This is a genomic window from Streptomyces sp. NPDC012474 (genome assembly GCF_042955185.1).
GTDB lineage: Bacteria > Actinomycetota > Actinomycetes > Streptomycetales > Streptomycetaceae > Streptomyces > Streptomyces cahuitamycinicus.
This window is the reverse complement of sequence record NZ_JBIBEP010000013.1, coordinates 91,193-112,742: the sequence shown is the minus strand read 5'-3', so window position 1 is coordinate 112,742 and position 21,550 is coordinate 91,193. Positions and strand designations below refer to the sequence as shown.

Below are 21,550 nucleotides of genomic sequence, written 5' to 3'. Positions count from 1 at the left end.
GCGCGCCGGGAGCGCGACGCCGGCGTCGAGCGGTCGGTGGGGGCGCCGGAGCGCGGGAGCGCCGCGCTCGCGTCGAGCGGTCGGTGGGGGCGCCGGAGCACCGGAGCACGGCGCTCGCGTCGAGCCGGTCGGTGGACGTGGCCGGCCCTCAGGCCGCCGGGCCCTGGGCCCCGACCATCCGCAACACCAGGTCGGCGTACAGCTCGCCGACCTGTTCCGGCGTCCGGGGCCCGTCGACGTTGAACCACCGCGCCACGTCGATGCAGAGCGACAGCACGGCCAGCGTGGTGCCGTGCACGTCCACGACCTCGAACTCGCCCGACCGCGCGCCCTCCTCGATGATCCCGCGCACCTCACCGTCGACCTGGCGGCGCAGCGCGAGGATCTCGGCGCGGGCGTCGGGCCCGAGCGAGTCGAGTTCGTACTGCACGACCCGCGCGGTGGTACGCCCGCCCGCGTGCCAGCGCACGAAGGAGCTCACCGCGTCGGCGAGCCGCTCGGTGGCGCTGCCCTCGCGGCGGGACGCCGTCCGCAGGATCTCCAGGGCCTTCTCGTGCCCGATCCTGCTGATGCGGTGCAGCAGCTCTTCCTTGGTCTTGTAGTGGATGTAGAGCGCCGCCGGGCTCATTCCGGCGCGGCCCGCGATGTCACGGGTCGTCGTGGCGTGGTAGCCGCGCTCGGCGAAGGCCTCCACCGCGGCGATCAGCAGCCGCCGCGCCGCGTCGGGCGTGACCTCGCCCCACGCCTGCGCCTCGCCGCCGGCCGTCTCCTCCGCCGTACTCATCCGCTCGCCCCTCTCCACTGGCAGGAGGAACACCATACCGCCGAAGGTGAGCGAGCGCTTAGCGTGGCCGGTCAGTGCTTCTCGAAGGGGGCGTAGGAGGGGGCCGCGCCGTCCTGCCGGTCACGGATGACCTTGGCCAGCGTGAAGGAGGACGTGACCAGGTACAGGACGGCGATGGCGAGGAAGCCCCGAACCCAGGCGTCGGCGCTCAGCTGGTAGATGCCGACGGCGGTGGCCGCCATGGCGACGGCGAAGGAGGCGACGGCCTGGCCGTAGAAGGCGGCCGTGTTCTGCTGCTTGCCCGGTGTCTCACTCATGAGGGAAAGCATCGGCGGACGTGGCCCGCGCCACATCCGCCGAAGTACTCAGACGCGTACTCAGAACGCCGAGACACCCGTCAGCGCACGCCCGATGACCAGCTTCTGGATCTGGCTCGTGCCCTCGTAGAGGGTCATCACGCGGGCGTCCCGCAGCAGCTTGCCCGCCGGGTACTCGTCGATGTAGCCGTAGCCGCCGAAGACCTGGAGCGCGTTGTTGGCGGCGCGGACGGCGGCCTCCGAGGCGAACAGCTTGGCCTTGGACGACTCGACGGCGAACGGCTGCCCCCGGTCGATCAGGTCGGCGACACGCCAGGTCAGCAGCCGGGCGGCGTCGACGTCCAGGGCGATGTCGCTGAGCAGTTCCTGGACCAGCTGGTGGTGCGCGATGGTCCTGCCGAACTGCTCACGCTCCCCCGCGTAGCGCACGGCCGCGTCGAGGGCGGCCTGGGCGATGCCGACGCAGCCCGCGGCGACCGACATCCGGCCCTTGGCGAGAGCCGACATGGCGATGGAGAAGCCCCTGCCCTCCTCCCCGAGCAGCGCGGAGGCCGGTACGCGCACGTCCTCCAGGGCGAGTTCGGCGGTGGCCTGGCCGCGCAGCCCGAGCTTGCCGTGGATGGTGCGGCGGGTCAGGCCGGGCGTGTCGGCCGGGACGAGGAAGGCGGAGACGCCCTTGTGGCCGGGGGCGTCCGTGGAGCGGGCGAAGAGCAGGACGACGTCGGCCCAGGTGCCGTTGGTGATGAACGTCTTGGTGCCGTTGAGGACGTAGTCGTCGCCGTCCCGTACGGCCCGGGTCGCCAGGTTGCCCGCGTCGGAGCCCGTGCCCGGCTCGGTCAGGCCGAAGCAGCCGACCGACGCGCCGGAGGTCAGCCCGGGCAGCCAGCGCCGCTTCTGCTCCTCGCTCCCCCAGGCGGCGACGGTCTTGGCGACCAGCCCGAGGGAAACGGAGACGATGCCGCGCACGGACGAGTCACCCCGGCCCAGTTCCTCCGTGACCAGGCAGTACGCGAGGTGGTCGCCGCCGGAGCCGCCGTACTCCTCGTCGATCGTCAGGCCCAGGAAGCCGACCTCGCCGAGCTTCTCGACGATCGCCCGGTCGACCTCCTCGGCGCGGTCCCAGGCGACGACGTGCGGGGTGATCTCGCGCTCCACGAAGTCCCGCGCGAGCTGCCGGACCGCGCTCTGCTCCTCACTGAGCCCCAGATTCACCACAGGTCACCCCATTGAAAGCCGTACATTTAAATTAGCACTGCTAGTTTTGCTGTGCAGCCCTACTATGTGCGCCATGGCCCGACCGCGCAAGCCCTTGCTCAGCACCGACCGGATCGTCGAAGCGGCCCGCGCGCTCGTGGACGCGGAGGGGCTGGCCGCCGTCTCCACGCGCCGGCTCGCCGCCGAACTGGGGGTCAGCGGGCCCTCGCTCTACAACCACTTCCGCACCAAGGACGAGATCCTGGAGGCGGTCGCGGACTCGGTGAGCGGTCAGGTGGACCTGTCGATGTTCCAGGACGGCCGGGACTGGCGGACCGCGCTGCACGACTGGGCCGTCTCCTACCGGGCCGCGCTGCGCGACCACCCGAACATCGTCCCGGTGCTGGCCCGCGGCCCCGGCCGCCGCCCGGCCGGACTGCGCCTCGCGGACGCCGTCTACGGCGCGATGGTCGCCGCGGGCTGGCCGCCCGCGCAGGCCACGTCCATCGGCGCGCTGATGCGCTACTTCGTGATGGGCTCCGCACTCGGCTCCTTCGCCGGGGGATTCGTGGACGACGCGAACGCCTACGACCCCGCCGACTACCCGCACCTCCAGCAGGCCCATCTCCTCGCCGAGCAGCAGGAGAAGATCGACGAGCGCGCCTTCGAGACCGGGCTGACGGCTCTGCTGGACGGGCTGGCACGCCAGTACGAGCAGGTGCGGCGCACGGCGTAGCGACGCTTCGGCGACCACCGAAGCGTCCGTGTCCCATGCTGGGGGCATGACGACGAGGGACCCACGGGCCACGGCCCTGGCCCGGTTCGCCGCGCTGTTCGCGGACGAGACCCGGGCCGCCTGCCTGCTGGCGCTGCTCGACGGCCGGGCCTGGACCGCGGGCGAGCTGGCACGGCACGCGGGGGTGGCCGACTCGACGCTGAGCGAGCACCTGGGCCGGCTCGTCGCGGGCGGGCTCCTCGCCGAGGAGCGACAGGGCCGGCACCGCTACGTCCGGCTGGCCGACGCCCGGATCGCCCAACTGGTGGAGGAACTGGCCGCCCAGGTCCCGCCGGGCCCGGCCGTACGGCCGCAGAGCCTCCGGGAGTCGAACGCCGGCTCGGCGATGGCCCGGGGCCGTACGTGTTACGACCATCTCGCCGGGCGGCTCGGCATCGCGGTCACCGACGCGCTGACGGCCCGCGGGCTGCTGCGGCAGGAGACGGGGTTCGCGCTCACCGACGCGGGGATGGAGTGGTTCGTCTCGGCCGGTATCGCCCTCGACCGGCGGAGCCGCCGGCCGCTCGCCCGGGCCTGTCTCGACTGGACCGAACGCCGGCCCCATCTCGCCGGCGTCGCGGGCGCGGCGCTGTGCCGGCACGCCCTGGACACGGGCTGGTGCGTGCGCATCGGCTCCCAGCGGGCCGTGAAGGTGACGGCGGCCGGTGAACGCGCCCTGTCCGACCTGCTGGGGGTGCAGTCGGCGGCGTTGCGGTAGCCGCGCCGTCGTCCGAAAACCGCGAGCTTCCCGGTCCTTGCCCTCCTAGCCTCTGGAGCATGATGCCGAACACCTCCCCGTCCCCTTCCGCGCGCCGGGCGGAACTGCTCGCCGCCGGTGCCGCGGCGGTCACCGTCGTGCTGTGGGCGTCCGCTTTCGTCTCGATCCGCAGCGCCGGCGACGCGTACTCACCCGGGGCGCTGGCGCTCGGGCGGCTGCTGGCCGGGGTGCTGACGCTGGGGGTGATCTGCCTGCTGCGGCGGGAGGGGATGCCGCCGCGCCCGGCCTGGCGCGGGATCGCGATATCGGGGCTGCTGTGGTTCGGCTTCTACATGGTCGCCCTCAACTGGGGCGAGCAGCAGGTCGACGCGGGTACGGCCGCCCTGGTCGTGAACACGGGGCCGATCCTGATCGCGCTGCTCGGTGCCCGGCTGCTCGGCGATCCGATGCCGCCGCGGCTGCTGGCGGGGATGGCCGTGTCGTTCGCCGGTGCGGTGACGGTGGGCCTGTCGATGTCGGGCGAGGGCGGTTCCTCGGTGCTCGGGGTGGCGCTGTGTCTGCTGGCGGCGATCGCGTACGCCGGTGGTGTCGTGGCGCAGAAGCCTGCGCTGGGCTCGGCGAGCCCGCTGCAGGTGACGACGTTCGGGTGCCTGGTCGGCGCGGTGCTGTGCCTGCCGTTCGCGGGGCAGCTCGTCCAGGAGGCCGCATCGGCACCCGCCTCGGCGACGCTCAACATGATCTACCTGGGCGTCTTCCCGACCGCCCTCGCCTTCACCACGTGGGCGTACGCGCTGTCCCGGACGACCGCGAGCCGGATGGGCGCGACGACGTACGCGGCGCCCGCGCTGGTCGTCCTGATGTCGTGGCTGTTCCTCGGCGAGGTGCCGGGGGTGCTCACGCTGGTGGGCGGTGTGCTCTGCCTGGCGGGGGTGGCGGTGTCGAGGTCGCGGGCGGCGGCCCGGGCCGCGGCTCCGGGAGGGGATCCGGCGCCGCGGCCCGAGCAGACCACGGACTCAGCTCGCTGACCCGGCCTGCGCCTCTGCCGCACGCGCCCGGTCCGCGAGGACCTTGATCGACACCAGAGCGATCACCGAGAGCACGATGATGTACCCGGACACGGCCATCGACGTGCCCGTCGCCTCCAGGAGCAGCACCATCATGAAGGGCGCGAGCCCGCCGCCCGCGACGGCCGCGATCTGGTAGCCGAGGGAGGCGCCGGTGTAGCGCATCTCGGGCGTGAACAACTCGGCGAACAGGGCGGCCTGGGGGCCGTACATGATGCTCAGGAAGCAGCTGGCGACGAACGTGCCGACCGCGAGCCACAGCAGCGAACCGGTGTCGATCAGCAGGAAGAGCGGTACGGCCCACACCGCGATGCCCACAGCGCCGAAAGCGTAGACCCGGATGCGGCCGACGCGGTCGGAGAGCGCGGCGGAGGCCGGGATCAGCACCAGCTGGGTGAGGCTGACGCAGAGCGAGACGGTGAGCACCGCGCTCTTCTTCATGTCCAGCTCGCGGGTGGTGTAGTCGAGGACGCCGGTGATGAGGATGTAGAAGGTGGCGGTGTTCACGGCGAAGGAGCCGCCGGCCAGGAGCACCGTGCCCAGGTGGCCGCGCAGGATCGTGCGCAGCGGCGAGTTCTGCTCGGACTTCTCCTTCTCGGCGAGCGCCCGCTCGGCCTCCCGGAACGCCGGGGTCTCCTCGACGTGCCTGTGGATGTACCAGGCCAGGCCGAGGACCAGCAGGCCGACCAGGAACGGCACGCGCCAGCCCCAGGCCGCGAACGCCGAGTCGGTGGTGAGGGCGCCGGCCAGCAGGAAGACGGTGTTGGCGGTGACCACGCCGATGGGGACGCCGAGCTGGACCACGCTGCCGTAGACACCGCGCTTGCCCTCCGGGGCGTACTCGGTGGCCAGGAGCATCGCGCCGCCCCACTGGGCGCCGACGGCGACGCCCTGGGCGACGCGCAGCAGGACGAGCAGGATCGGGGCGGCCACGCCGATCGTGTCGTACGTGGGCAGCAGACCGATGCCTGTGGTGGCCACGCCCATCAGCGTGAGCGCGAGGACGAGCATCGGCTTGCGGCCGCGCTTGTCGCCGAGGTGGCCCGCGACGATGCCGCCGATGGGACGGGCGAGGAAGCCGACGGCGAAGGTGGCGAAGGAGGCGAGAACGCCTGCCGTGGTGCTGCCCGCGGGGAAGTACAGGTCACCGAGTACGAGGGCGGCGGCGATGCCGAAGACGAAGTAGTCGTACCACTCGACGGCCGAGGCGAGCGCCGCCGCGGTGGCCACGCGGCGACGGTTGCCGGCGGCGGGTGTGGTCGTGGCGGGCTGAGCGGAAGGTGCCGTGTCCATGTGGTGCACGCTCCGGGGGGTGCGGGGGACGGAACGGGGGGTGGCTCGAGTTCCGGGGAACGTACTGACCGGACGGTATGTGCGTCAACGGGTCGCGCACCAGGACTTTTGCCTGTACTCGGCATCGACCGCGGGTCCGGGCACGCCGAAGACCCCGGCCTCGCGGGAGGCCGGGGTACCGCACGGGGCGGACTAGAAGACGACCAGGGCCCGGCCGCCCCTGCCCGCCAGCATGTTCTCGAAGGCCGCCGGAATGCCGTCCAGGGAGATGTGTTCCGTCACCAGCGCGCTCAGGTCGAGGCGGCCCGCGCGGATGTGTCCGGCCAGGACGGGGAGGTCCCGGGCCGGGTCGGAGTTGCCGTAGACGCAGCCGGAGAGGGTGCGGCCCCAGTGGAAGATCTCCAGGGCGTTGAAGGTGACCTGCTGGTCCTTGCCGCCGATGCCGACGACCGTGGTGCGGCCGCCGCGGCGGGTGGAGTCCCAGGCGGTGCGGATGGTGACCGCGCGGCCGGCGCACTCGATGGCGACGTCGACGCCCTGCTTGCCGGTCAGGCCGCGTATCTCGCGGGCGGTGGCGTCGGAGGCGACGACGTAGTCGGTGGCGCCGGCCACCCTGGCCAGCTCCTCCTTCTCGGCCGACACGTCCACCGCGACGATCTTCGAGGCACCCGCGATCCGGGCGGCCTGGAGTGCGGACAGGCCCACTCCCCCGACGCCGAACACCGCGACCGTCTCGCCCTGCCGGACCCGGGCCGAGTGGTGGACGGCACCGTAGCCGGTGAGGACGGCGCAGCCGAGGAGGGCGGCATCGGTGAGCGGGACGCCGTCGGGGACGGGCAGCACGCAGGAGGCGGAGACGACCGTCTCCTCGGCGAACGCGGCGACGTTCAGGCCGGGGTGCAGGTCGGTGCCGTCAGTGGTGCGGGCGTAGACGGCGGCGGCGCCGGTGAGGGCGTCGGCGCACAGCCACACCTCGCCGAGCGAGCAGGCGTGGCAGGCGCCGCAGGAGGGGGCCCAGTTGAGGACGACCCCGTCGCCGGGCGCGACATGGGCGACGCCCTCCCCGACGGAGACGACCGTGCCGGCGCCCTCATGGCCGAGGACGGCCGGGACGGGCACGCGCATGGTGCCGTCGGACAGGGACAGGTCGGAGTGGCAGACCCCGGCGGCGGCGAGCCGGACGCGGACCTGGCCGGGCCCGGGGTCGGGCAGGTCGATACCGGTGATCTCCAGCGGGGAGCCGATGGCGGGCAGGACGGCGGCGCGGACAGCCATGACGGAAGGGACTCCCCTGCTTCTAGAACTGGAGGGACTTGGTCTGGAGGTACTCGGCCAGGCCGTGCACGCCCAGTTCGCGGCCCACACCCGACTGCTTGTAGCCGCCGAAGGGGGCGAGGGGGTTGAAGCGGCCGCCGTTGATGTCGACCTGGCCGGTCTCCATGCGGCGCGCGAAGGCCACCGCCGCGGCCTCGTCGCCTGCCCAGACGGCGCCGGCCAGGCCGTACACCGTGCCGTTGGCGATGCGCAGGGCGTCCTCCTCGTCCTCGTACCGCAGGATCGACAGGACCGGTCCGAAGATCTCCTCCTGCGCGATGGTCATGTCCTCGGTGACGTCGGCGAAGACGGTCGGGCTGACGAAGTAGCCCGTCTCGCGGGGGGCTTCGGGACCGCCGGCGACCAGGCGGGCGCCCTCGGCGACGCCCTTCTCGATGTAGCCGCGCACCCGGTCCCGCTGCCCCGCGTTGACGACCGGGCCGATGCGGTCGCCGTACTTGGCGGCGGCGGCAGCGGCGAGCTCGACGGCCTCGTCGTACCGGTCGCGGTGGACCAGCATCCGCGTCCAGGCGCTGCACGTCTGCCCGGAGTTGGACATGACGTTGGCGACACCGACGTTGACCGCCTTGGCCAGGTCGGCGCTCGGGAGGATGACGTTGGCGGACTTGCCGCCGAGTTCGAGGGCGACCTTCTTGACCTGCCCGGCGGCGATCGCGGCGATACGGCGGCCGACGGCGGTGGAGCCCGTGAAGGAGACCAGGTCGACCCCGGGGTGCTCGGCGAGGGCCTGCCCCGCGACCGGGCCGAGGCCGGTGACCAGGTTGAAGACGCCCGCCGGGAGCCCCGCCTCGTGCACCGCGCCGGCGAAGAGGCGGGCGACCAGCGGGGTGTCCTCGGCGGGCTTCACCACGACCGTGCAGCCGGCCGCGAGGGCCGGGGCGACCTTGGCGACGATCTGGTGCAGCGGGTAGTTCCAGGGGGTGATCGCGGCCACGACACCGACCGGCTCGTGGTGCACGACCGAGTTGCCGGTCTTCTCCTCGAAGGCGTACGTGGCCGCCAGCTCGGCGTACGAGCCCGCCACGGCGATCGGCACCCCCGCGTGCACGGCCTGCGAGAACTTCAGGGGCGAGCCGAGTTCTGCCGTGACGGTCCCGGCGATCTCGTCCGCGCGGGCCACGAGCACGTCCCGGAGGGCGCCCAGGCGTGCCGCACGCTCGGCGGGCGGGGTGGCGGCCCAGTCCGGCAGGGCTGCGCGGGCGGCCCGTACCGCCGTGTCGACGTCCTCGGCGGTGCCCGCCGGGACCGTGCCGATGACCTGCTCGTCGACCGGGTTCACGACCTCGATCACGTCCTGGCCGGCGGCGGGGCGCCAGGCGCCGTCGATGTACATGCCGTCGTGTGCCTTCATCGCGCTTCCTCCGGGGCGGGGCGTCGTCGTCCGACACATAAACTAGCGGCGATAGTTTTCTGGCGCCAGACACGCCTGCTCATTGCTCATCAGAGCACGCGGACCGCCACTCCCGGATGTGCCGCTCCTCACTCCCCCAGATCGGGCAGGCGGTCCGGGTGCGGACAGATCCGGTCGCCGTGCTGGTCGAAGACGAAGAGGTGGGCGAGGTCCACCAGGAGCGGCACCTGCATGCCGTGCCGGAGGGCCAGGTCCGGGGTGGTGCGAACGATGAGGTCGCCGGGCAGGCGTACGTCGGTGCTCGCGGGGGCGGCGGGCTCGGGACGGTCCAGGGCGATCACGGGTCCGGCCCGCCCGGCCGCGGACCGCTCCCGGAGCCTGGTGAGGACCGAGCCCTCGCGGCGACGCCGCCGGGCGGGGCGGCCGGGCCGGGGGCGCGGGGCCTCCAGGTCGGGGACGACGGCGGGGCTGGAGCCGGTGTTGAAGTGGACCAGGACCTCGTGCCCCTGGAACTCCACGTGCTCGACCAGGCCGGTGATCGGCACCTCGCCGGGGCGGGCCGCGCTGCGCTCGGCAATCCTGATGGCCTCCGAGCGCAGACCCACGATGACCTCACGGCCCTGCTGGACCCGCAGCAACTGGTGGTCCAGGGAGAGCGGTTCGGGCAGGCGGAGGAACTGCTTGCCCAGGCTGATGGTCATCGCCCCGTCGAGCGGGGCCCGCACCAGGCCGCGCAGCAGGTTGATGCGCGGGGTGCCGATGAAGGCCGCGACGAAGACGTTGCGTGGCAGCGCGTAGACCGCCCGGGGGCTGTCGACCTGCTGGAGCACACCCCCGCGCAGCACCGCGACCCGGTCGCCGAGCGACATGGCCTCGGCCTGGTCGTGGGTGACGTAGATCGTGGTGACGCCCAGTTCCCGGGTGAGCCGGGAGATCTCGGCCCGCAGATGCGCGCGGAGCTTGGCGTCGAGGTTGGACAGCGGCTCGTCCATCAGGAAGGCGGAGGGATGACGGGCGATGGCCCGGCCCATGGCGACCCGCTGGCGTTCGCCGCCGGACAACTGGCCGGGCAGGCGGTCGAGGAGGTCCTCGATGCCGAGCATGCGGGCGGTGGCGTCGACGCGGGGGCGGGGGTCCGCGCCCGGGTCCTCGATGCGCAGCGGGAAGCCGATGTTGGCGCGGCTGGTCATGTTCGGGTAGAGGGCGAAGTTCTGGAAGACCATCGCCATGTCCCGGCCGGACGGCAGCAGGTCGTTGGCGTACTCGCCGTCGAGCAGCAGGTGGCCCTCGTCGATCTCCTCCAGCCCGGCGATCATTCTGAGCACGGTCGACTTGCCGCAGCCGGACGGGCCGAGCAGCACGAGGAACTCGCCGGGCGAGACGTCCAGCGACAGCCGGTCCACCACGCGGGGGCCGCGCGGGTAGGCCTTGCTCACGTCGTGCAGGGAGATGGCGCGTGTCATGAGGGGCCCCCGAGGGGTCATCAGGGCGCTGGTGCTCCGCGGTCGGAAGCCCCGTGCGGGTCGTACGGGGCTGTGGGTCACGGAAGCTAACGGAATGTGTGCGGCCGGGGGAAGACACCGGACAAGATCGGGGGCTTCGGTCCATCTGCTGAGAAGGCGGACGGCCCGGTTCAGCGGATGCCGGTGAGGTGGGCGAAGACGACCACGTTGCCGGAGTAGCCCTTCCTGCGGTCGTAGCTGCCGCCGCAGGTGATCAGACGCAGCTCGGGGCGGCCCCGGGTGCCGTACACCTCCTGGCTGGGGAAGTGCGTCTTCTCGTACGACTTGATCTTGTCGACGGTGTAGACGGCGACCCGCCCGTCGGCGCGCCGGGCCTCGACGATCCGGCCCCGCTTCAGCTCGGTCAGCCCCGCGAACACGGCGGGCCCGCTGTCGGTGTCCAGATGCCCCACGGCCACGGCGGTGCCCTGCTCGCCGGGTGAGGCACCGTGCCGGTACCAGCCGACGAGCTCGGGGTCGTCGTCCGGCGGCGCGGTGAGGCGGCGGTCGCGGTCGAGGCCGAGGCCCATGACCGGGGCGTCGACGCGGAGGTAGGGGATGAGGAGCCGGGTGGCCCGGGAGCGGGGCAGGGGGCGGACGCCGGCCGGGCGGTGGGGCTTCCGGGCGGCCTGGGCAGCACCGGCGGGCCGGGGAGGAGCGGGGCGCGGGGTGGCGGCCGCGGGCCGGCTGTGCGGCGGGGCGGGCCTGCCCTTGCGGGGCCCTGGGGCGGAGGGCTGGGGGGCGGCGCGAGGCCCTTGGGTGCGGGGTTTGTCGGCGGCGGGCCCGGAGCCGCGGGGTCCGTTGGTGGCGGGCCCCGGGGTGCGGGGCGCGGCCGTAGGGGGCGCGGGTGGCCGGGTGGTGGGGCCAGTGCGGGGGCCGGGGGCGGTGGACTCGGCCGGGAGGGCAGCGGTGCCGGTGCGGGGGCGGGAGGCCCCCGGCGAGGCTGCCGGGCCGGTGCGAGGGGCGGAGGCTGCCGGGCCGGCACCGGAGGCCGTGGGCAGGGCCGCGGTGCCCGTGCCGGAGCCGGCCGGGTGCGCAGCCGTCGTGAGGTCCGGCGGTAGGGCCGTGACCGTCGGGCCGGGCTCTTCGCCCCGGTCCCAGCAGACCCCGGCCATCAGCAGCAGTGAGACGGCCACCACGGCCGTCCGCGTCAGCCGGTAGGCACGCGTGCGGTACCAGGGCCTACGGGCCCGCCCGGGCCACCCGCCGGGGACACCGGCGGCCGCCGCGTACCGCCCGGCCGGGACGGCGCCGGAACCGGAACCCCGCCGCGCGGCGGGGGCCACAGCGGACCCGGCTCCACGCCGGACGACCGGGCCCGCGGCGGCCCCGCCCCCACGCCGCCCCGACGACACCCGGGCAGGTCCGGTACCGCCCCCACGCCACCCCGCAGACACTCCCGCGGAACCGGAACCGCGCCGCCCCGCGGGACCGTCGGCAGGACCAGAACCCACCCGACGCCCCGGACCGACACCACCCCGCCGAACCTCCGGAACGACGGCGGGACCGGCACCGACCCCACGCCGCCCGGACGACACGCGGACGGAACGGGAACCGCCCTCACGCCACCCCGACGACGCCCCGCCGGCGGAACCGGAGCCCGCCGCTCGCCGGACCGCCGGGGCGGCGCCGGAGCCGGCGCCGTCTGCACGTCGCCTCACCGGCCCGGCGTCGGACCCGAGCGCGTCTCCGCCCCGCCCCGGCGGGGCGGAGCGATCCGCGGAACGTGGCTTACGCGGCGCCATCGGGGCGGCGGCGGAGCCGGAACCACACCGTCCCGGCGACGGCGGCCAGGCCGACCGCGGCCGCGCCGGTGACCGGCGTGAAGGCCTCACCGCGGGCGATGCCGCCACCGCCCGCCGGCGGGCCGCCGACCGGCGTCGTCGGCTTGGAGGTCGGGCAGTCGACCTTGAACACCTTGAACTTGCCGGCGCCGTGGGCCTGGTCGGTGAGCCACGTCAGCTTGTACTGGCCGTTGGGCAGGTCGACGGCCGCGGTACGGCCCTGGCCGGTCGGGTCGGCCGTGAAGCTGCCGGTGCGCGTGGCCCCGCCCGGAACCTCGGGCTGGGTCTGGATGGTCCAGTTGACCTTCTCGCCCGAGTCGAAGTTGAACGCGGCGAGGTAGAAGTCGCAGACCCTCGGGTCGTTGCGCTGGTTGTCCGAGGCCGTCGTGCTGGCGTGGATCTTGACGTCTCCGTTGTCCCCGGGCACGGGAGCGGCGACGGCGGAGACCCCGCTCAGGGTGGTCCCTGCGAGGGCGAGGGCGGCGACGGCGGCGGTGCGGGTGCCGGCACGACGCGCGAGGGGTACGACGGGCATGAACATGCCTCCAAGTCAGATGATTTACATACAAACACCTCGTCACCTGACTCTCTGTCACCTCGGCACCGAAAGAGGCGCAGCACCGCCCTACGACGCGTCAGATATCGCTCTTCCGGCGCAGCGGCACCCGGCATCGGAAGCCTCTTCGCGCACCGCGGACCTCGCCATCAGCCTCCGGCTCCGGCACCCGCTCCCCCGGCTCCCCCGGTTCCCCCGACTCCTCCCCCGGCTCTCCCGGTTCGCTCCGTGACCGTACGGCGACGCCGGACGACAGCAGCAACAGCACTCCCAGCATCACGAACGGCGCCGCCACACCGGCGACTCCGGCGATCAGCCCGGCCGCGGCGGGCGCGGCCACCTGGCCGAGCCGGTTGCCGGTCAGACGCAGGGCCAGGGCCGTGGACCTGGCTTCGTCGGGTGCGGCCTGGACGACCGTCGTCATGGACAGCGGCTGGCCGACCCCGAGGCAGAAGCCCAGCGCGGCGAGCAGCAGTCCCAGCGCCCACACCGGCACCGGCAGGGCGATGCCCGCGCAGAGCAGGGCCGCCAGCAGACAGGTGACCGTCAGCAGCAGGGTCCGCCCGAGCAGCCGCAGCAGGGGCGTCAGCACCATGCGGCAGGCGATCGTGGCCGCCGCGCGCAGGCTGAGCAGGATGCCGATCACGGACGGCGCGATACCCCGGTGCTCCCCGACCACCGGGAGGTAGGCGGTCAGGATGTCGGTCGCGGACAGCACGGCGAGGCTGATGAAGATGCCCGCCGGCACCCCCCGGGTGCGCAGGATGCCCCGGACCGGGACCCGGTCGCGCTTGTCCGCGCGGGACGTGGGCGCCGTACGGCGGTGCTCGATGCGCCACAGCGAGGTGAACGCCACCGCCGCAGTGGCGCCCGCCACGAGCAGGGCGAGCGCGCTGCTGCCCGCCATGTCGTCGCCGCCGATCAGCGCGCCCGCGGCGATCGGGCCGACCAGCTGGCCGAGGGCCGCGCCGATGGTGAAGTGCCCGAAGTTGCGGTCCTGTTCGTGCGGCGCGGACTGGCGGGCGACGAGGGACTGGGAGCCGATGACGAAGCACAGGTGCCCGAGGCCCATCACCCCGCTCCACAGGGCCATCGTCCACAGGGAACCGGCGACGCCGCTGAGGGCGCAGCCGCCGGATATGAGGACGACGCCGGCCGGCAGCAGGGGCGCGCAGCGGCCGTGGTCGGTGCGGCGGCCGAGGGGAACGGCGGCGAAGAGGGGCAGCAGGGCGTACACACCGGCGATCACACCGATCGCGCGCTCGTCCGCACCCAGCGCGAGGGCCCGGTAGGAGACGGCGGGCCGGGCCATCGACACCGCCCCCTGCGCGAAGCCGAAGGCGATGACGAGGCGGAGCAGCCAGCCGCGGTTCCCACCGGGCCTCACGATGACGTCCTCCATGAACGTGGCTCAGATGATCCCGAACAGCATGCCCGCGCCGAGGATGACCAGGCAGGTGAGGGCGGCCCACTTCACGACGAACTTCGTGTGGTCGCCGAACTCCACCTTGGCCATGCCGACCAGGACGTAGACGGCCGGGACGAGCGGGCTGGACATGTGCAGCGGCTGGCCGACCAGGGAGGCGCGGGCCATCTCCAGCGGGGAGACACCGTGCGCGGCACCCGCCTCGGCGAGGACGGGCAGGACACCGAAGTAGAAGCCGTCGTTCGACATGAAGTAGGTGAGCGGCAGGCTGAGGACGCCGGTGACGAGCGCCATGTGCGGGCCCATGCCGGCGGGGATGACGTCCACCATCCACTTGGCCATGTGGTCGACCATGCCGGTGCCCTGGAGGACGCCGGTGAAGACGGCGGCGGCGAAGACCATGCCGGAGACGTTCAGGACGTTCTCGGCGTGGGCGGCGATGCGGGCCTTCTGGTCCGGGATGTGCGGGAAGTTGACGGAGAGGACGAGCGCGGCACCGAGCAGGAACAGCACCGGGATCGGCAGCCACTCCATGATCATGGCGGTGAGCAGGCCGACCGTGAGCAGCGCGTTGAACCAGTACAGCTTGGGGCGCAGCGTGGCGCGGTGGGGGTCGAGGCCCTGGAAGTCGTCGTCCTGGTCGTCGGCGTCCGTGCCGGAGCCGGCACCGCCCGCGACGCTCTTGCGCATGGAGACCTTGCCGTCGCCGGAGCCGCCGGCGCCCACGAGGACCGTCTCGGTCTCCTTCTCCTCGACCTTCTCGTCCACCAGCACCTCGTCCAGCGTCAGCACGCCCAGCCGCCGGCGCTCACGCACACCGAGCACGTAGGAGAGGATGAAGACGAAGAGCAGACCGACCAGAAGCGCCGGGATCATCGGGACGAAGATGTCGCTGGCGTCGAGCTTCAGCGCGGTCGCGGCGCGGGCGGTCGGGCCGCCCCACGGGAGGGTGTTCATGACGCCGTTGGCCATGGCGGCGACACCGGTCATCACGACCAGGCTCATCTTCAGGCGCTTGTACAGCGGGTACATCGCCGAGACGGTGATCATGAAGGTCGTCGAGCCGTCGCCGTCCAGGGACACGATCGCGGCGAGCAGGGCGGTGCCCACGACGATCCGCATCGGATCGGCTTTACAGAATTTGAGAATGCCGCGCACGATCGGGTCGAAGAGACCGACGTCGATCATCACGCCGAAGTAGACGATCGCGAACATGAGCATCGCCGCGGTGGGGGCGAGGTCGGTCACGCCGTCGAGGACGTAGTCGCCGAGCTTGGCGCCCTTGCCGACGAACACGCAGAAGAGCGCGGGAATCAGCACGAGCGCCGCGATCGGCGACATCTTCTTCATCATGATCAGGACCAGGAAGGTCGCGATCATGGCGAAGCCGAGGATGGTCAGCATGAGTTGATACCTAACGTTCGCCCTTGAACATCCCACCAGGGCCGGCGGTGTCCGAGACGTTAGGTGCGTTCAAGCAGCGTTAACAAGACGTTGACGTGCGAGCAATAAGCGCAAAACTGCTGGTCACAGCTTTGCTCAGGTCAGGGCGGTGTGCTTTTCGGTCACGGAGGGGGCTTCCGGGCCCGTCTCGGGGGCCACCTCGACCGGCACCCCGTTGAGGACCGCGTTGCCCGACAGCGGGTCGAGCAGACGGCCGTCCAGGAGCTGGTTGACGTTGACGCCGGGGTCCGTGGAGGCGTGGCTGAGGCGGGTGCCGGGACGGTTGTGGCCCCAGCCGTGCGGCAGGCTGACCACGCCCCGGCGGATCGCGTCGGTGACCTCCGCGGGTGCGGTGACCTCTCCCCCGGCGCCCTTCACGCGTACTGCGGCCCCGTCCTCGACGCCCAGCCGTTCGGCGTCCTCGGGGTGGATGTGCAGGGTGCAGCGGTTCGAGCCGCCGGTGAGGGCGGGCACGTTGTGCATCCAGCTGTTGTTGGAGCGCAGATGACGGCGGCCGACCAGGACGAGCCCCTCAGGGCGTTCGGTCAGGGCCGCGCGCAGGCGGGGCAGGTCGTCCGCGATCGGGCCGGGCAGCAGCTCCACCCGGCCGCTGCGGGTCTTCAGGGGCTGCGGCAGGCGGGGTTCCAGCGGGCCGAGGTCGATGCCGTGCGGGTGTGCCAGCAGCTCGTCCAGGCTGAGGCCGTCCGGTCGTACGCCGAAGCCGTCGCCGTAGGGGCCGAGGCGCAGCATCATGTCGAGGCGTCGCTCGGGGCCGGTGTCGCCGGTGAGCTGCGCGGCGAGTTCGCGGGGATCACGGCCGTGCACGGGTGAGTGCGGTTCCTCGACCGCCTTGCCGAGGGTCTGGTCGACGACCATCTGGTCGACGGCTGCCGGATCCGCCCCGTGCATGCCCGTGACGGCCAGGATCAGCCGGGCGAGGATCTCCGTCTCGGCCATGCGGCCCGGCTCCAGCGGGACGGCCGGGCGGGTGTAGCGGACCTGGTTGCGTACGGCAAGGGTGTTGAAGGCGAAGTCGTGGTGCGGGCTCTGGGAGGGCGGGGGCGGGGGCAGGACCACGTCGGCGTGGCGCGAGGTCTCGTTGAGGTACGGGTCGACGCTGACCATGAAGTCGAGCGAGTCGAGCGCCTTGTCGAGCCGGTCGCCGTCGGGCGCGGACAGCACGGGGTTCGCGGCGACGGCGATCACGGCGCGCACCGGCTCGCCCTCTGCGGTGGCGGTGTCGATCTCCTCCGCGAGGGCCGACAGGGGCAGTTCGCCCTTCGCCTCGGGGTGCCGGCTCACCCGGGAGTGCCAGCGTCCGAGGGCGAAGCCCCGGCCCGGTCCGGCGGGGCGCGGGGTCTTGTCGGTGGCGGCCTGCGGGAAAAGCGCGCCGCCGGGCCGGTCGAGGTTGCCGGTGAGGACGTTGAGGACGTCGACGAGCCAGCTGGCCAGGGTGCCGTGCGGGACGGTGCAGCTGCCGATACGGCCGTAGACGGCGGCGGCCGGGGCTGCGGCCAGGTCGCGGGCGAGGGCGCGGATGACGCCGGCCTCGACGTCGCAGGCCCCGGCGACCGCCTCCGGGGTGAACTCCCGCAGTGCCTCGGCCAGTTCGCCGGCCCCCTGGACATGCGGGGCCGGCTCCGTCAGCCCCTCCTCGAAGAGCACCTGCGCCATCGCCGCCAGCAGCAGCGCGTCGGTGCCGGGCCGGACGGCGATGTGGCGGTCGGCGAGCTTCGCGGTGCGGGTGCGCCGCGGGTCGATCACGACGAGGGTGCCGCCCCGGGCCTTGAGCGCCTTCAGCTTGCCCGGGAAGTCGGGGGCGGTGCACAGACTGCCGTTGGACTCCAGCGGGTTGGCGCCGATCAGGAGCAGATGGCCGGTGCGGTCGAGGTCGGGCACGGGGATGGCGTTCGCGTCGCCGAAGAGGAGGCCGCTGGAGACGTGCTTGGGCATCTGGTCGACCGTGGAGGCGGTGAAGACGCTACGGGTGCCGAGCCCGGCGAGCAGGACGGCCGGGTAGAGGGCGCCGGCCATGGTGTGCACGTTGGGGTTACCGAGGACGACCCCGACGGAGTCCGGGCCGTGGCGCTCCACGACGGGCCGGATACCGGCGGCGACCGCGTCGAAGGCCTCCTCCCAGGTGGCCTCCCGCAGCTCGCCGTCCCGCCGCACGAGCGGCGTGCGCAGCCGGTCGGGGTCGGAGTCGACCGCCCCGAAGGAGGCACCCTTGGGGCAGATGAACCCCCGGCTGAACACGTCGTCGCGATCACCGCGGGCGTGGGTGACGCGCGTCCCCTCGATGGTGAGCGTCAGGCCGCAGGTGGCCTCGCACAGGGGACAGATACGCAGGGCGGTGCGGGACACGGGTCCTCCCGGGGCGGCGGCTACGGTGACGCACTGACACGCCCGAGCATACCGACCGGTATGCATCTGGGGGAGGGCCTGGCGGAACCGAGGTCAGTCGAGGGCGCGGGCCAGGTAGGCGCGCAGCATCTCCCGGGCCTCGGCGATGATCCGCTCGTCCCCCTCGGGTGCGACCCGGAACGCCAGGTGCACGAGGGTGTCGGCGGTCTCGACGGCTATGAGGAAGACCCGGCGCAGATCGTCGTCGGGTTCGCGGTCGAGGTGACCGGAGAGGAGTTCGGCCAGCCGGCCGGCGACGCGGTGGTTCGGTTCGGCGTGGCGGGCACCGACCGGGATCTGGTTGCCGAAGTCGACGAGCGAGAAGCCGGGCGCGGTGCGTTTCATCTCCAGGTACTCGTCGAGCACGGCGTCCATGGCCGTCCGCCAGCCCCCGTCCTCGCCGGCCTGCCGCAGGCGCTGGGTGACGCGCTCGGAGTACCGCTCCAGGTTGCGCTGCGCCAGCGCGTCGGCCATCTGGCGCTTGTTGCCGAAGAAGCGGTAGACGGAGCCGATCGGGACCGAGGCCCGCTGGGCGACGGCACGGGTGCTCAGAGCGTCGTAGCCGACCTCGTCGAGGAGGTCGGCGCAGGCATCGAGGATCCTGGTCAGGCGTTCGGCGCTGCGCCGCTGCACGGGCGCGCGACGGAGCGATGTCGCGTGGGGCACGGGCTTCATGATGCCCCTCGGGCGCGGTCCGGTGAACCTCGCCCCCCGCTGTCCGTTCCCTGCGTGCGGGCCTTGCGCCGGGAGGCCGCCTCCGGCGTCGCCCCCCGGCCGGACTCCGACGCGGTGACGTCGGCCGTGCTCTCCACGGGCTTGCCGTCCACGGCCCACACGGTGCCGTCGTCGGCGCAGAGGCGGGCCGTGACGCGGTGCGTGCCGCGTGGGACGAGGCGGGTGTCCAGTCGGTAGGCGGGGGCGCGGAGCCGGGCGACGGGACGGTCGTCGACGTAGAGGCGGACGAGGCCCCGCCCGGCCACCGCGCGGGCTGCCGCGCCGGCCGGCGAGAAGCGGAAGTTGCGCACGGTCAGGCGTACGTCCCAGCCGCCGGACGTGCCGGGCTGCACCTCGATGCCGACGCCCGGGGCGCCCTCCTGCCCGACCTCACGAAGGGGCCGACCCTCCTGGTCCCGGTCCTCCAGGACCTCGCCCACCGGGGTGGGTGACGCATCGCCCTCTCGCGAGCCATCGGTGTCACAGCCCGCGGATCCGGCCAGGAGGAGGACACAGACCGCGAGCGCGGCGCGAGATCTTCGTGTCCACGACATGTTCGGGAGCCTAGAACACACGTCCGGCCCGGCGGATCGTCCTCAAGTCGGGTTCGTGTCATCCCCCGAGAGGAGGGGGCGCGCCCCCCTTGCGTCGGGGAAATCGCAATCCTACGGTACTGCATAGGAATCAGACGCAAGGGAGCAGCGATCATGGGCGATGGGGGTACCTCCCGCACGAGCGGGTTCGAGCAAGGGGAGGCACGGAAGACCGCCGAAGGACTGGCCTACCTCTCCGGCTTCGGCAACGAGCACAGCTCTCAGGCCGTCCCGGGCGCACTGCCCGAGGGCCGCAACTCGCCCCAGCGTGCCCCGCTGGGGCTGTACGCGGAGCAGCTGAGCGGTTCGGCGTTCACCGAGCCGCGGGCGCACAACCGCCGCTCGTGGCTGTACCGGATCCGCCCGTCGGCCGCGCACCCGGCGTTCACCCGGACCCACAACGGCTCGGTCCGCACCGCCCCCTTCAACCAGACCGTGCCCGATCCCAACCGCCTGCGCTGGAACCCACTGCCCGACCCGGCGCCCGAGACCGACTTCCTGGCGGGCCTGTGGACCCTGGGCGGCAACGGCGACGCCACCCAGCGCACCGGCATCGCCGTGCACCTGTACGCGGCCAACACGTCGATGAACCGGGTGTTCAGCGACGCCGACGGCGAGCTGCTGATCGTCCCGGAGCGCGGCGGGCTGCTGCTGCGCACGGAGTTCGGCCTGCTCCATGTGGAGCCGGGACATGTGGCACTGATTCCGCGTGGTGTCCGCTTCCGTGTGGAGCTGCTCGACGAGTTGGCCCGCGGGTATGTGTGCGAGAACTACGGCGCGCCCTTCCGCCTCCCCGACCTGGGCCCGATCGGCGCGAACGGCCTCGCCAACCCACGGGACTTCCACGCCCCGGTCGCCGCGTACGAGGACGTCGAGGGCCCGGTGGAGGTGGTGAACAAGTTCTGCGGCAACCTGTGGACGGCCACCTACGACCACTCCCCCCTCGACGTGGTGGCCTGGCACGGCAACCATGTGCCGTACATCTACGACCTGCGCCGTTTCAATGTGCTCGGCACCATCACCTACGACCACCCGGACCCGTCGATCTTCACGGTGCTGACCTCCCCGTCGGACACCCCGGGGCTGGCCGGTGTCGACTTCGTGGTGTTCGCGCCGCGCTGGCTGGTGGGCGAGGACACGTTCCGCCCGCCGTACTTCCACCGGAACGTGATGAGCGAGTACATGGGCCTGATCGAGGGCGCGTACGACGCGAAGGCCGAGGGCTTCGTGCCGGGCGGCGGCTCGCTGCACAACATGATGTCGGCGCACGGCCCGGACCGGGAGACGTTCGACCGCGCGAGCGCCGCCGAACTGAAGCCGCAGAAGATCGACGACGGTCTGGCGTTCATGTTCGAGACCCGCTGGCCGCTCACCCTCACCCCGCACGCGGCCCGCGCGGAACACCTCCAGCGGCGCTACGACGACGTCTGGCAGGGCCTGGAGCGGCACTTCCGCGCCTAGAGAGCTTCTGACGGTTCTCCGTCAGAAGCCCCTTGCACTGATCATTTCCTAGCGGTACGGATGGCCCGTGACCTCCTTCGCCCCGGACTCCATCGTCCTGAACCGCAAGCTGCCGCTCTGGTATCAGGTGTCGCAGTCGCTGCGCGCCTCGATCCTCGGCCGCTCGGCCCAGGACCCACTGCGGCTGCCCACGGAGGAGCAGCTGGCGGGGCACTACGGAGTGAGCGTGCTGACGATGCGGCAGGCGCTGAAGGAGCTGGAGGACGAGGGGCTGATCACGCGCCACCGGCGGCGGGGCACCTTCATCGAGCCGCACGTCCGCAGGGGCTCCCCGGTGCGGCTCCTCGGCTCGGTGGACGCGATCGTGGCCCAGCAGTCCGGCATGACGACCGAACTGCTGGACCACGGCAGCACACCCGTGCCGGCCGGACTCGCCGAGTTCTTCCCGGACGTGCGGGAGGTCGCGTCGTACCACCGGCTGCGGAGCGACGAGAACACCGGTGAGCCGACGAATCACGCCCGCAACTACGTGCGGCCCGAACTGGCCGCGCGGATCGATCTGGACGACCTCGTCCGGTGGCCCATGACCAAGGTGCTGCGGGACGTGGTGGGGGCGGACATCAGCCGCATCACGGACACGGTGGAGGCGCGGCTGGCCGACCCGGAGACCGCGAAACTGCTCCAAGTCCCCTTGCTGAGCCCGATCCTGCACTACACGGGCGTGACCTACGACGCCGCGGGGCGGGTCCTCGACGCGGCGGTCATCCACTACCGGGGCGACCGGTTCTCCTTCACGGTGACCCTGGAAGCCACCTGACCCGCGGGCCGACGTCAGGT

General features: G+C 72.9%; 19 protein-coding genes. 5 read left to right on the top strand and 14 right to left on the bottom strand.

The window, feature by feature from the left end; all coding sequences use genetic code 11:
• Window positions 1–148 precede the first annotated feature (148 nt).
• The 3 genes from ACFY9S_RS26480 to ACFY9S_RS26470 form a co-directional block, all read right to left on the bottom strand.
• Window positions 149–784: a TetR/AcrR family transcriptional regulator gene (locus tag ACFY9S_RS26480; protein ID WP_102912100.1), complete on the bottom strand. Its 636-nt coding sequence runs from the start codon at window positions 782–784 to the stop codon at window positions 149–151.
• Between the two features lie 71 nt (window positions 785–855).
• The gene (locus ACFY9S_RS26475; protein ID WP_391132575.1) at window positions 856–1,101 is read right to left on the bottom strand and encodes a YiaA/YiaB family inner membrane protein; all 246 of its coding nucleotides are present in this window, start codon (window positions 1,099–1,101) and stop codon (window positions 856–858) included.
• A 60-nt stretch (window positions 1,102–1,161) separates the two neighbouring features.
• Window positions 1,162–2,313 carry an acyl-CoA dehydrogenase family protein gene (locus tag ACFY9S_RS26470; protein ID WP_391132573.1) on the bottom strand — a complete coding sequence of 384 codons (1,152 nt, stop codon included), beginning with the start codon at window positions 2,311–2,313 and terminating at the stop codon, window positions 1,162–1,164.
• A gap of 76 nt (window positions 2,314–2,389) precedes the next feature.
• Between ACFY9S_RS26470 and ACFY9S_RS26465 the strand changes: the two genes are divergently transcribed.
• The 3 genes from ACFY9S_RS26465 to ACFY9S_RS26455 all read left to right on the top strand — a co-directional run bounded on the left by ACFY9S_RS26465 (window position 2,390) and on the right by ACFY9S_RS26455 (window position 4,813).
• Window positions 2,390–3,031, top strand: coding sequence for a TetR/AcrR family transcriptional regulator C-terminal domain-containing protein (locus ACFY9S_RS26465; RefSeq protein WP_391132571.1), 642 nt, complete (start codon window positions 2,390–2,392; stop codon window positions 3,029–3,031).
• 46 nt (window positions 3,032–3,077) lie between these two features.
• Complete coding sequence (locus ACFY9S_RS26460; RefSeq protein ID WP_391132570.1) at window positions 3,078–3,788, top strand: helix-turn-helix domain-containing protein; 711 nt, start codon at window positions 3,078–3,080, stop codon at window positions 3,786–3,788.
• A 62-nt stretch (window positions 3,789–3,850) separates the two neighbouring features.
• The gene (locus tag ACFY9S_RS26455; protein ID WP_391132777.1) at window positions 3,851–4,813 is read left to right on the top strand and encodes an EamA family transporter; all 963 of its coding nucleotides are present in this window, start codon (window positions 3,851–3,853) and stop codon (window positions 4,811–4,813) included.
• Here ACFY9S_RS26455 and ACFY9S_RS26450 read toward each other — a convergent pair.
• The 11 genes from ACFY9S_RS26450 to ACFY9S_RS26400 form a co-directional block, all read right to left on the bottom strand.
• On the bottom strand, window positions 4,802–6,145 hold the full coding sequence (locus ACFY9S_RS26450) for an MFS transporter (RefSeq protein ID WP_391132568.1): 1,344 nt from the start codon (window positions 6,143–6,145) through the stop codon (window positions 4,802–4,804). The two genes, ACFY9S_RS26455 and ACFY9S_RS26450, sit on opposite strands and share 12 nt — an antisense overlap.
• Before the next feature lie 192 nt (window positions 6,146–6,337).
• Window positions 6,338–7,420 (bottom strand): zinc-binding dehydrogenase, encoded by a 1,083-nt coding sequence (locus ACFY9S_RS26445; RefSeq protein ID WP_391132566.1) that lies wholly within the window; start codon window positions 7,418–7,420, stop codon window positions 6,338–6,340.
• Between the two features lie 22 nt (window positions 7,421–7,442).
• The gene (locus tag ACFY9S_RS26440) at window positions 7,443–8,831 is read right to left on the bottom strand and encodes an aldehyde dehydrogenase family protein (protein WP_391132564.1); all 1,389 of its coding nucleotides are present in this window, start codon (window positions 8,829–8,831) and stop codon (window positions 7,443–7,445) included.
• A 128-nt stretch (window positions 8,832–8,959) separates the two neighbouring features.
• Window positions 8,960–10,294 carry an ATP-binding cassette domain-containing protein gene (locus ACFY9S_RS26435; RefSeq protein WP_391132563.1) on the bottom strand — a complete coding sequence of 445 codons (1,335 nt, stop codon included), beginning with the start codon at window positions 10,292–10,294 and terminating at the stop codon, window positions 8,960–8,962.
• Window positions 10,295–10,464: 170 nt separating this feature from the next.
• Window positions 10,465–11,619, bottom strand: coding sequence for a class F sortase (locus ACFY9S_RS26430; protein ID WP_391132561.1), 1,155 nt, complete (start codon window positions 11,617–11,619; stop codon window positions 10,465–10,467).
• A gap of 445 nt (window positions 11,620–12,064) precedes the next feature.
• Entirely contained in the window at window positions 12,065–12,652 is a 588-nt protein-coding gene (locus ACFY9S_RS26425) for a hypothetical protein (protein WP_391132559.1), read from the bottom strand.
• Window positions 12,653–12,752: 100 nt separating this feature from the next.
• The gene (locus ACFY9S_RS26420; protein ID WP_391132774.1) at window positions 12,753–14,060 is read right to left on the bottom strand and encodes an MFS transporter; all 1,308 of its coding nucleotides are present in this window, start codon (window positions 14,058–14,060) and stop codon (window positions 12,753–12,755) included.
• 24 nt (window positions 14,061–14,084) lie between these two features.
• Window positions 14,085–15,503 (bottom strand): citrate:proton symporter, encoded by a 1,419-nt coding sequence (locus ACFY9S_RS26415; protein ID WP_391132557.1) that lies wholly within the window; start codon window positions 15,501–15,503, stop codon window positions 14,085–14,087.
• A 135-nt stretch (window positions 15,504–15,638) separates the two neighbouring features.
• Window positions 15,639–17,906 (bottom strand): molybdopterin-dependent oxidoreductase, encoded by a 2,268-nt coding sequence (locus ACFY9S_RS26410; RefSeq protein ID WP_391132556.1) that lies wholly within the window; start codon window positions 17,904–17,906, stop codon window positions 15,639–15,641.
• A 93-nt stretch (window positions 17,907–17,999) separates the two neighbouring features.
• The gene (locus ACFY9S_RS26405) at window positions 18,000–18,620 is read right to left on the bottom strand and encodes a TetR family transcriptional regulator (RefSeq protein WP_391132554.1); all 621 of its coding nucleotides are present in this window, start codon (window positions 18,618–18,620) and stop codon (window positions 18,000–18,002) included.
• Window positions 18,617–19,213: a hypothetical protein gene (locus ACFY9S_RS26400; RefSeq protein ID WP_391132552.1), complete on the bottom strand. Its 597-nt coding sequence runs from the start codon at window positions 19,211–19,213 to the stop codon at window positions 18,617–18,619. The genes ACFY9S_RS26405 and ACFY9S_RS26400 overlap by 4 nt, the downstream gene beginning before the upstream one ends.
• Window positions 19,214–19,366: 153 nt before the next feature.
• Between ACFY9S_RS26400 and hmgA the strand changes: the two genes are divergently transcribed.
• Window positions 19,367–20,713, top strand: coding sequence for a homogentisate 1,2-dioxygenase (gene hmgA / locus ACFY9S_RS26395; protein ID WP_391132550.1), 1,347 nt, complete (start codon window positions 19,367–19,369; stop codon window positions 20,711–20,713).
• 67 nt (window positions 20,714–20,780) lie between these two features.
• Complete coding sequence (locus ACFY9S_RS26390; RefSeq protein WP_391132548.1) at window positions 20,781–21,530, top strand: UTRA domain-containing protein; 750 nt, start codon at window positions 20,781–20,783, stop codon at window positions 21,528–21,530.
• Window positions 21,531–21,550: the final 20 nt, after the last annotated feature.

Bases quoted from the DNA above. Each gene is read 5' to 3' on its own strand.
- ACFY9S_RS26405 (WP_391132554.1), bottom strand. From the start codon at position 18,620: ATGAAGCCCGTGCCCCACGCGACATCGCTCCGTCGCGCGCCCGTGCAG.
- ACFY9S_RS26440 (WP_391132564.1), bottom strand. From the start codon at position 8,831: ATGAAGGCACACGACGGCATGTACATCGACGGCGCCTGGCGCCCCGCC.
- hmgA (WP_391132550.1), top strand. From the start codon at position 19,367: ATGGGCGATGGGGGTACCTCCCGCACGAGCGGGTTCGAGCAAGGGGAG.
- ACFY9S_RS26465 (WP_391132571.1), top strand. From the start codon at position 2,390: ATGGCCCGACCGCGCAAGCCCTTGCTCAGCACCGACCGGATCGTCGAA.
- ACFY9S_RS26480 (WP_102912100.1), bottom strand. From the start codon at position 784: ATGAGTACGGCGGAGGAGACGGCCGGCGGCGAGGCGCAGGCGTGGGGC.
- ACFY9S_RS26435 (WP_391132563.1), bottom strand. From the start codon at position 10,294: ATGACACGCGCCATCTCCCTGCACGACGTGAGCAAGGCCTACCCGCGC.
- ACFY9S_RS26425 (WP_391132559.1), bottom strand. From the start codon at position 12,652: ATGCCCGTCGTACCCCTCGCGCGTCGTGCCGGCACCCGCACCGCCGCC.
- ACFY9S_RS26450 (WP_391132568.1), bottom strand. From the start codon at position 6,145: ATGGACACGGCACCTTCCGCTCAGCCCGCCACGACCACACCCGCCGCC.
- ACFY9S_RS26455 (WP_391132777.1), top strand. From the start codon at position 3,851: ATGCCGAACACCTCCCCGTCCCCTTCCGCGCGCCGGGCGGAACTGCTC.
- ACFY9S_RS26475 (WP_391132575.1), bottom strand. From the start codon at position 1,101: ATGAGTGAGACACCGGGCAAGCAGCAGAACACGGCCGCCTTCTACGGC.
- ACFY9S_RS26445 (WP_391132566.1), bottom strand. From the start codon at position 7,420: ATGGCTGTCCGCGCCGCCGTCCTGCCCGCCATCGGCTCCCCGCTGGAG.
- ACFY9S_RS26415 (WP_391132557.1), bottom strand. From the start codon at position 15,503: ATGCTGACCATCCTCGGCTTCGCCATGATCGCGACCTTCCTGGTCCTG.
- ACFY9S_RS26400 (WP_391132552.1), bottom strand. From the start codon at position 19,213: ATGTCGTGGACACGAAGATCTCGCGCCGCGCTCGCGGTCTGTGTCCTC.
- ACFY9S_RS26460 (WP_391132570.1), top strand. From the start codon at position 3,078: ATGACGACGAGGGACCCACGGGCCACGGCCCTGGCCCGGTTCGCCGCG.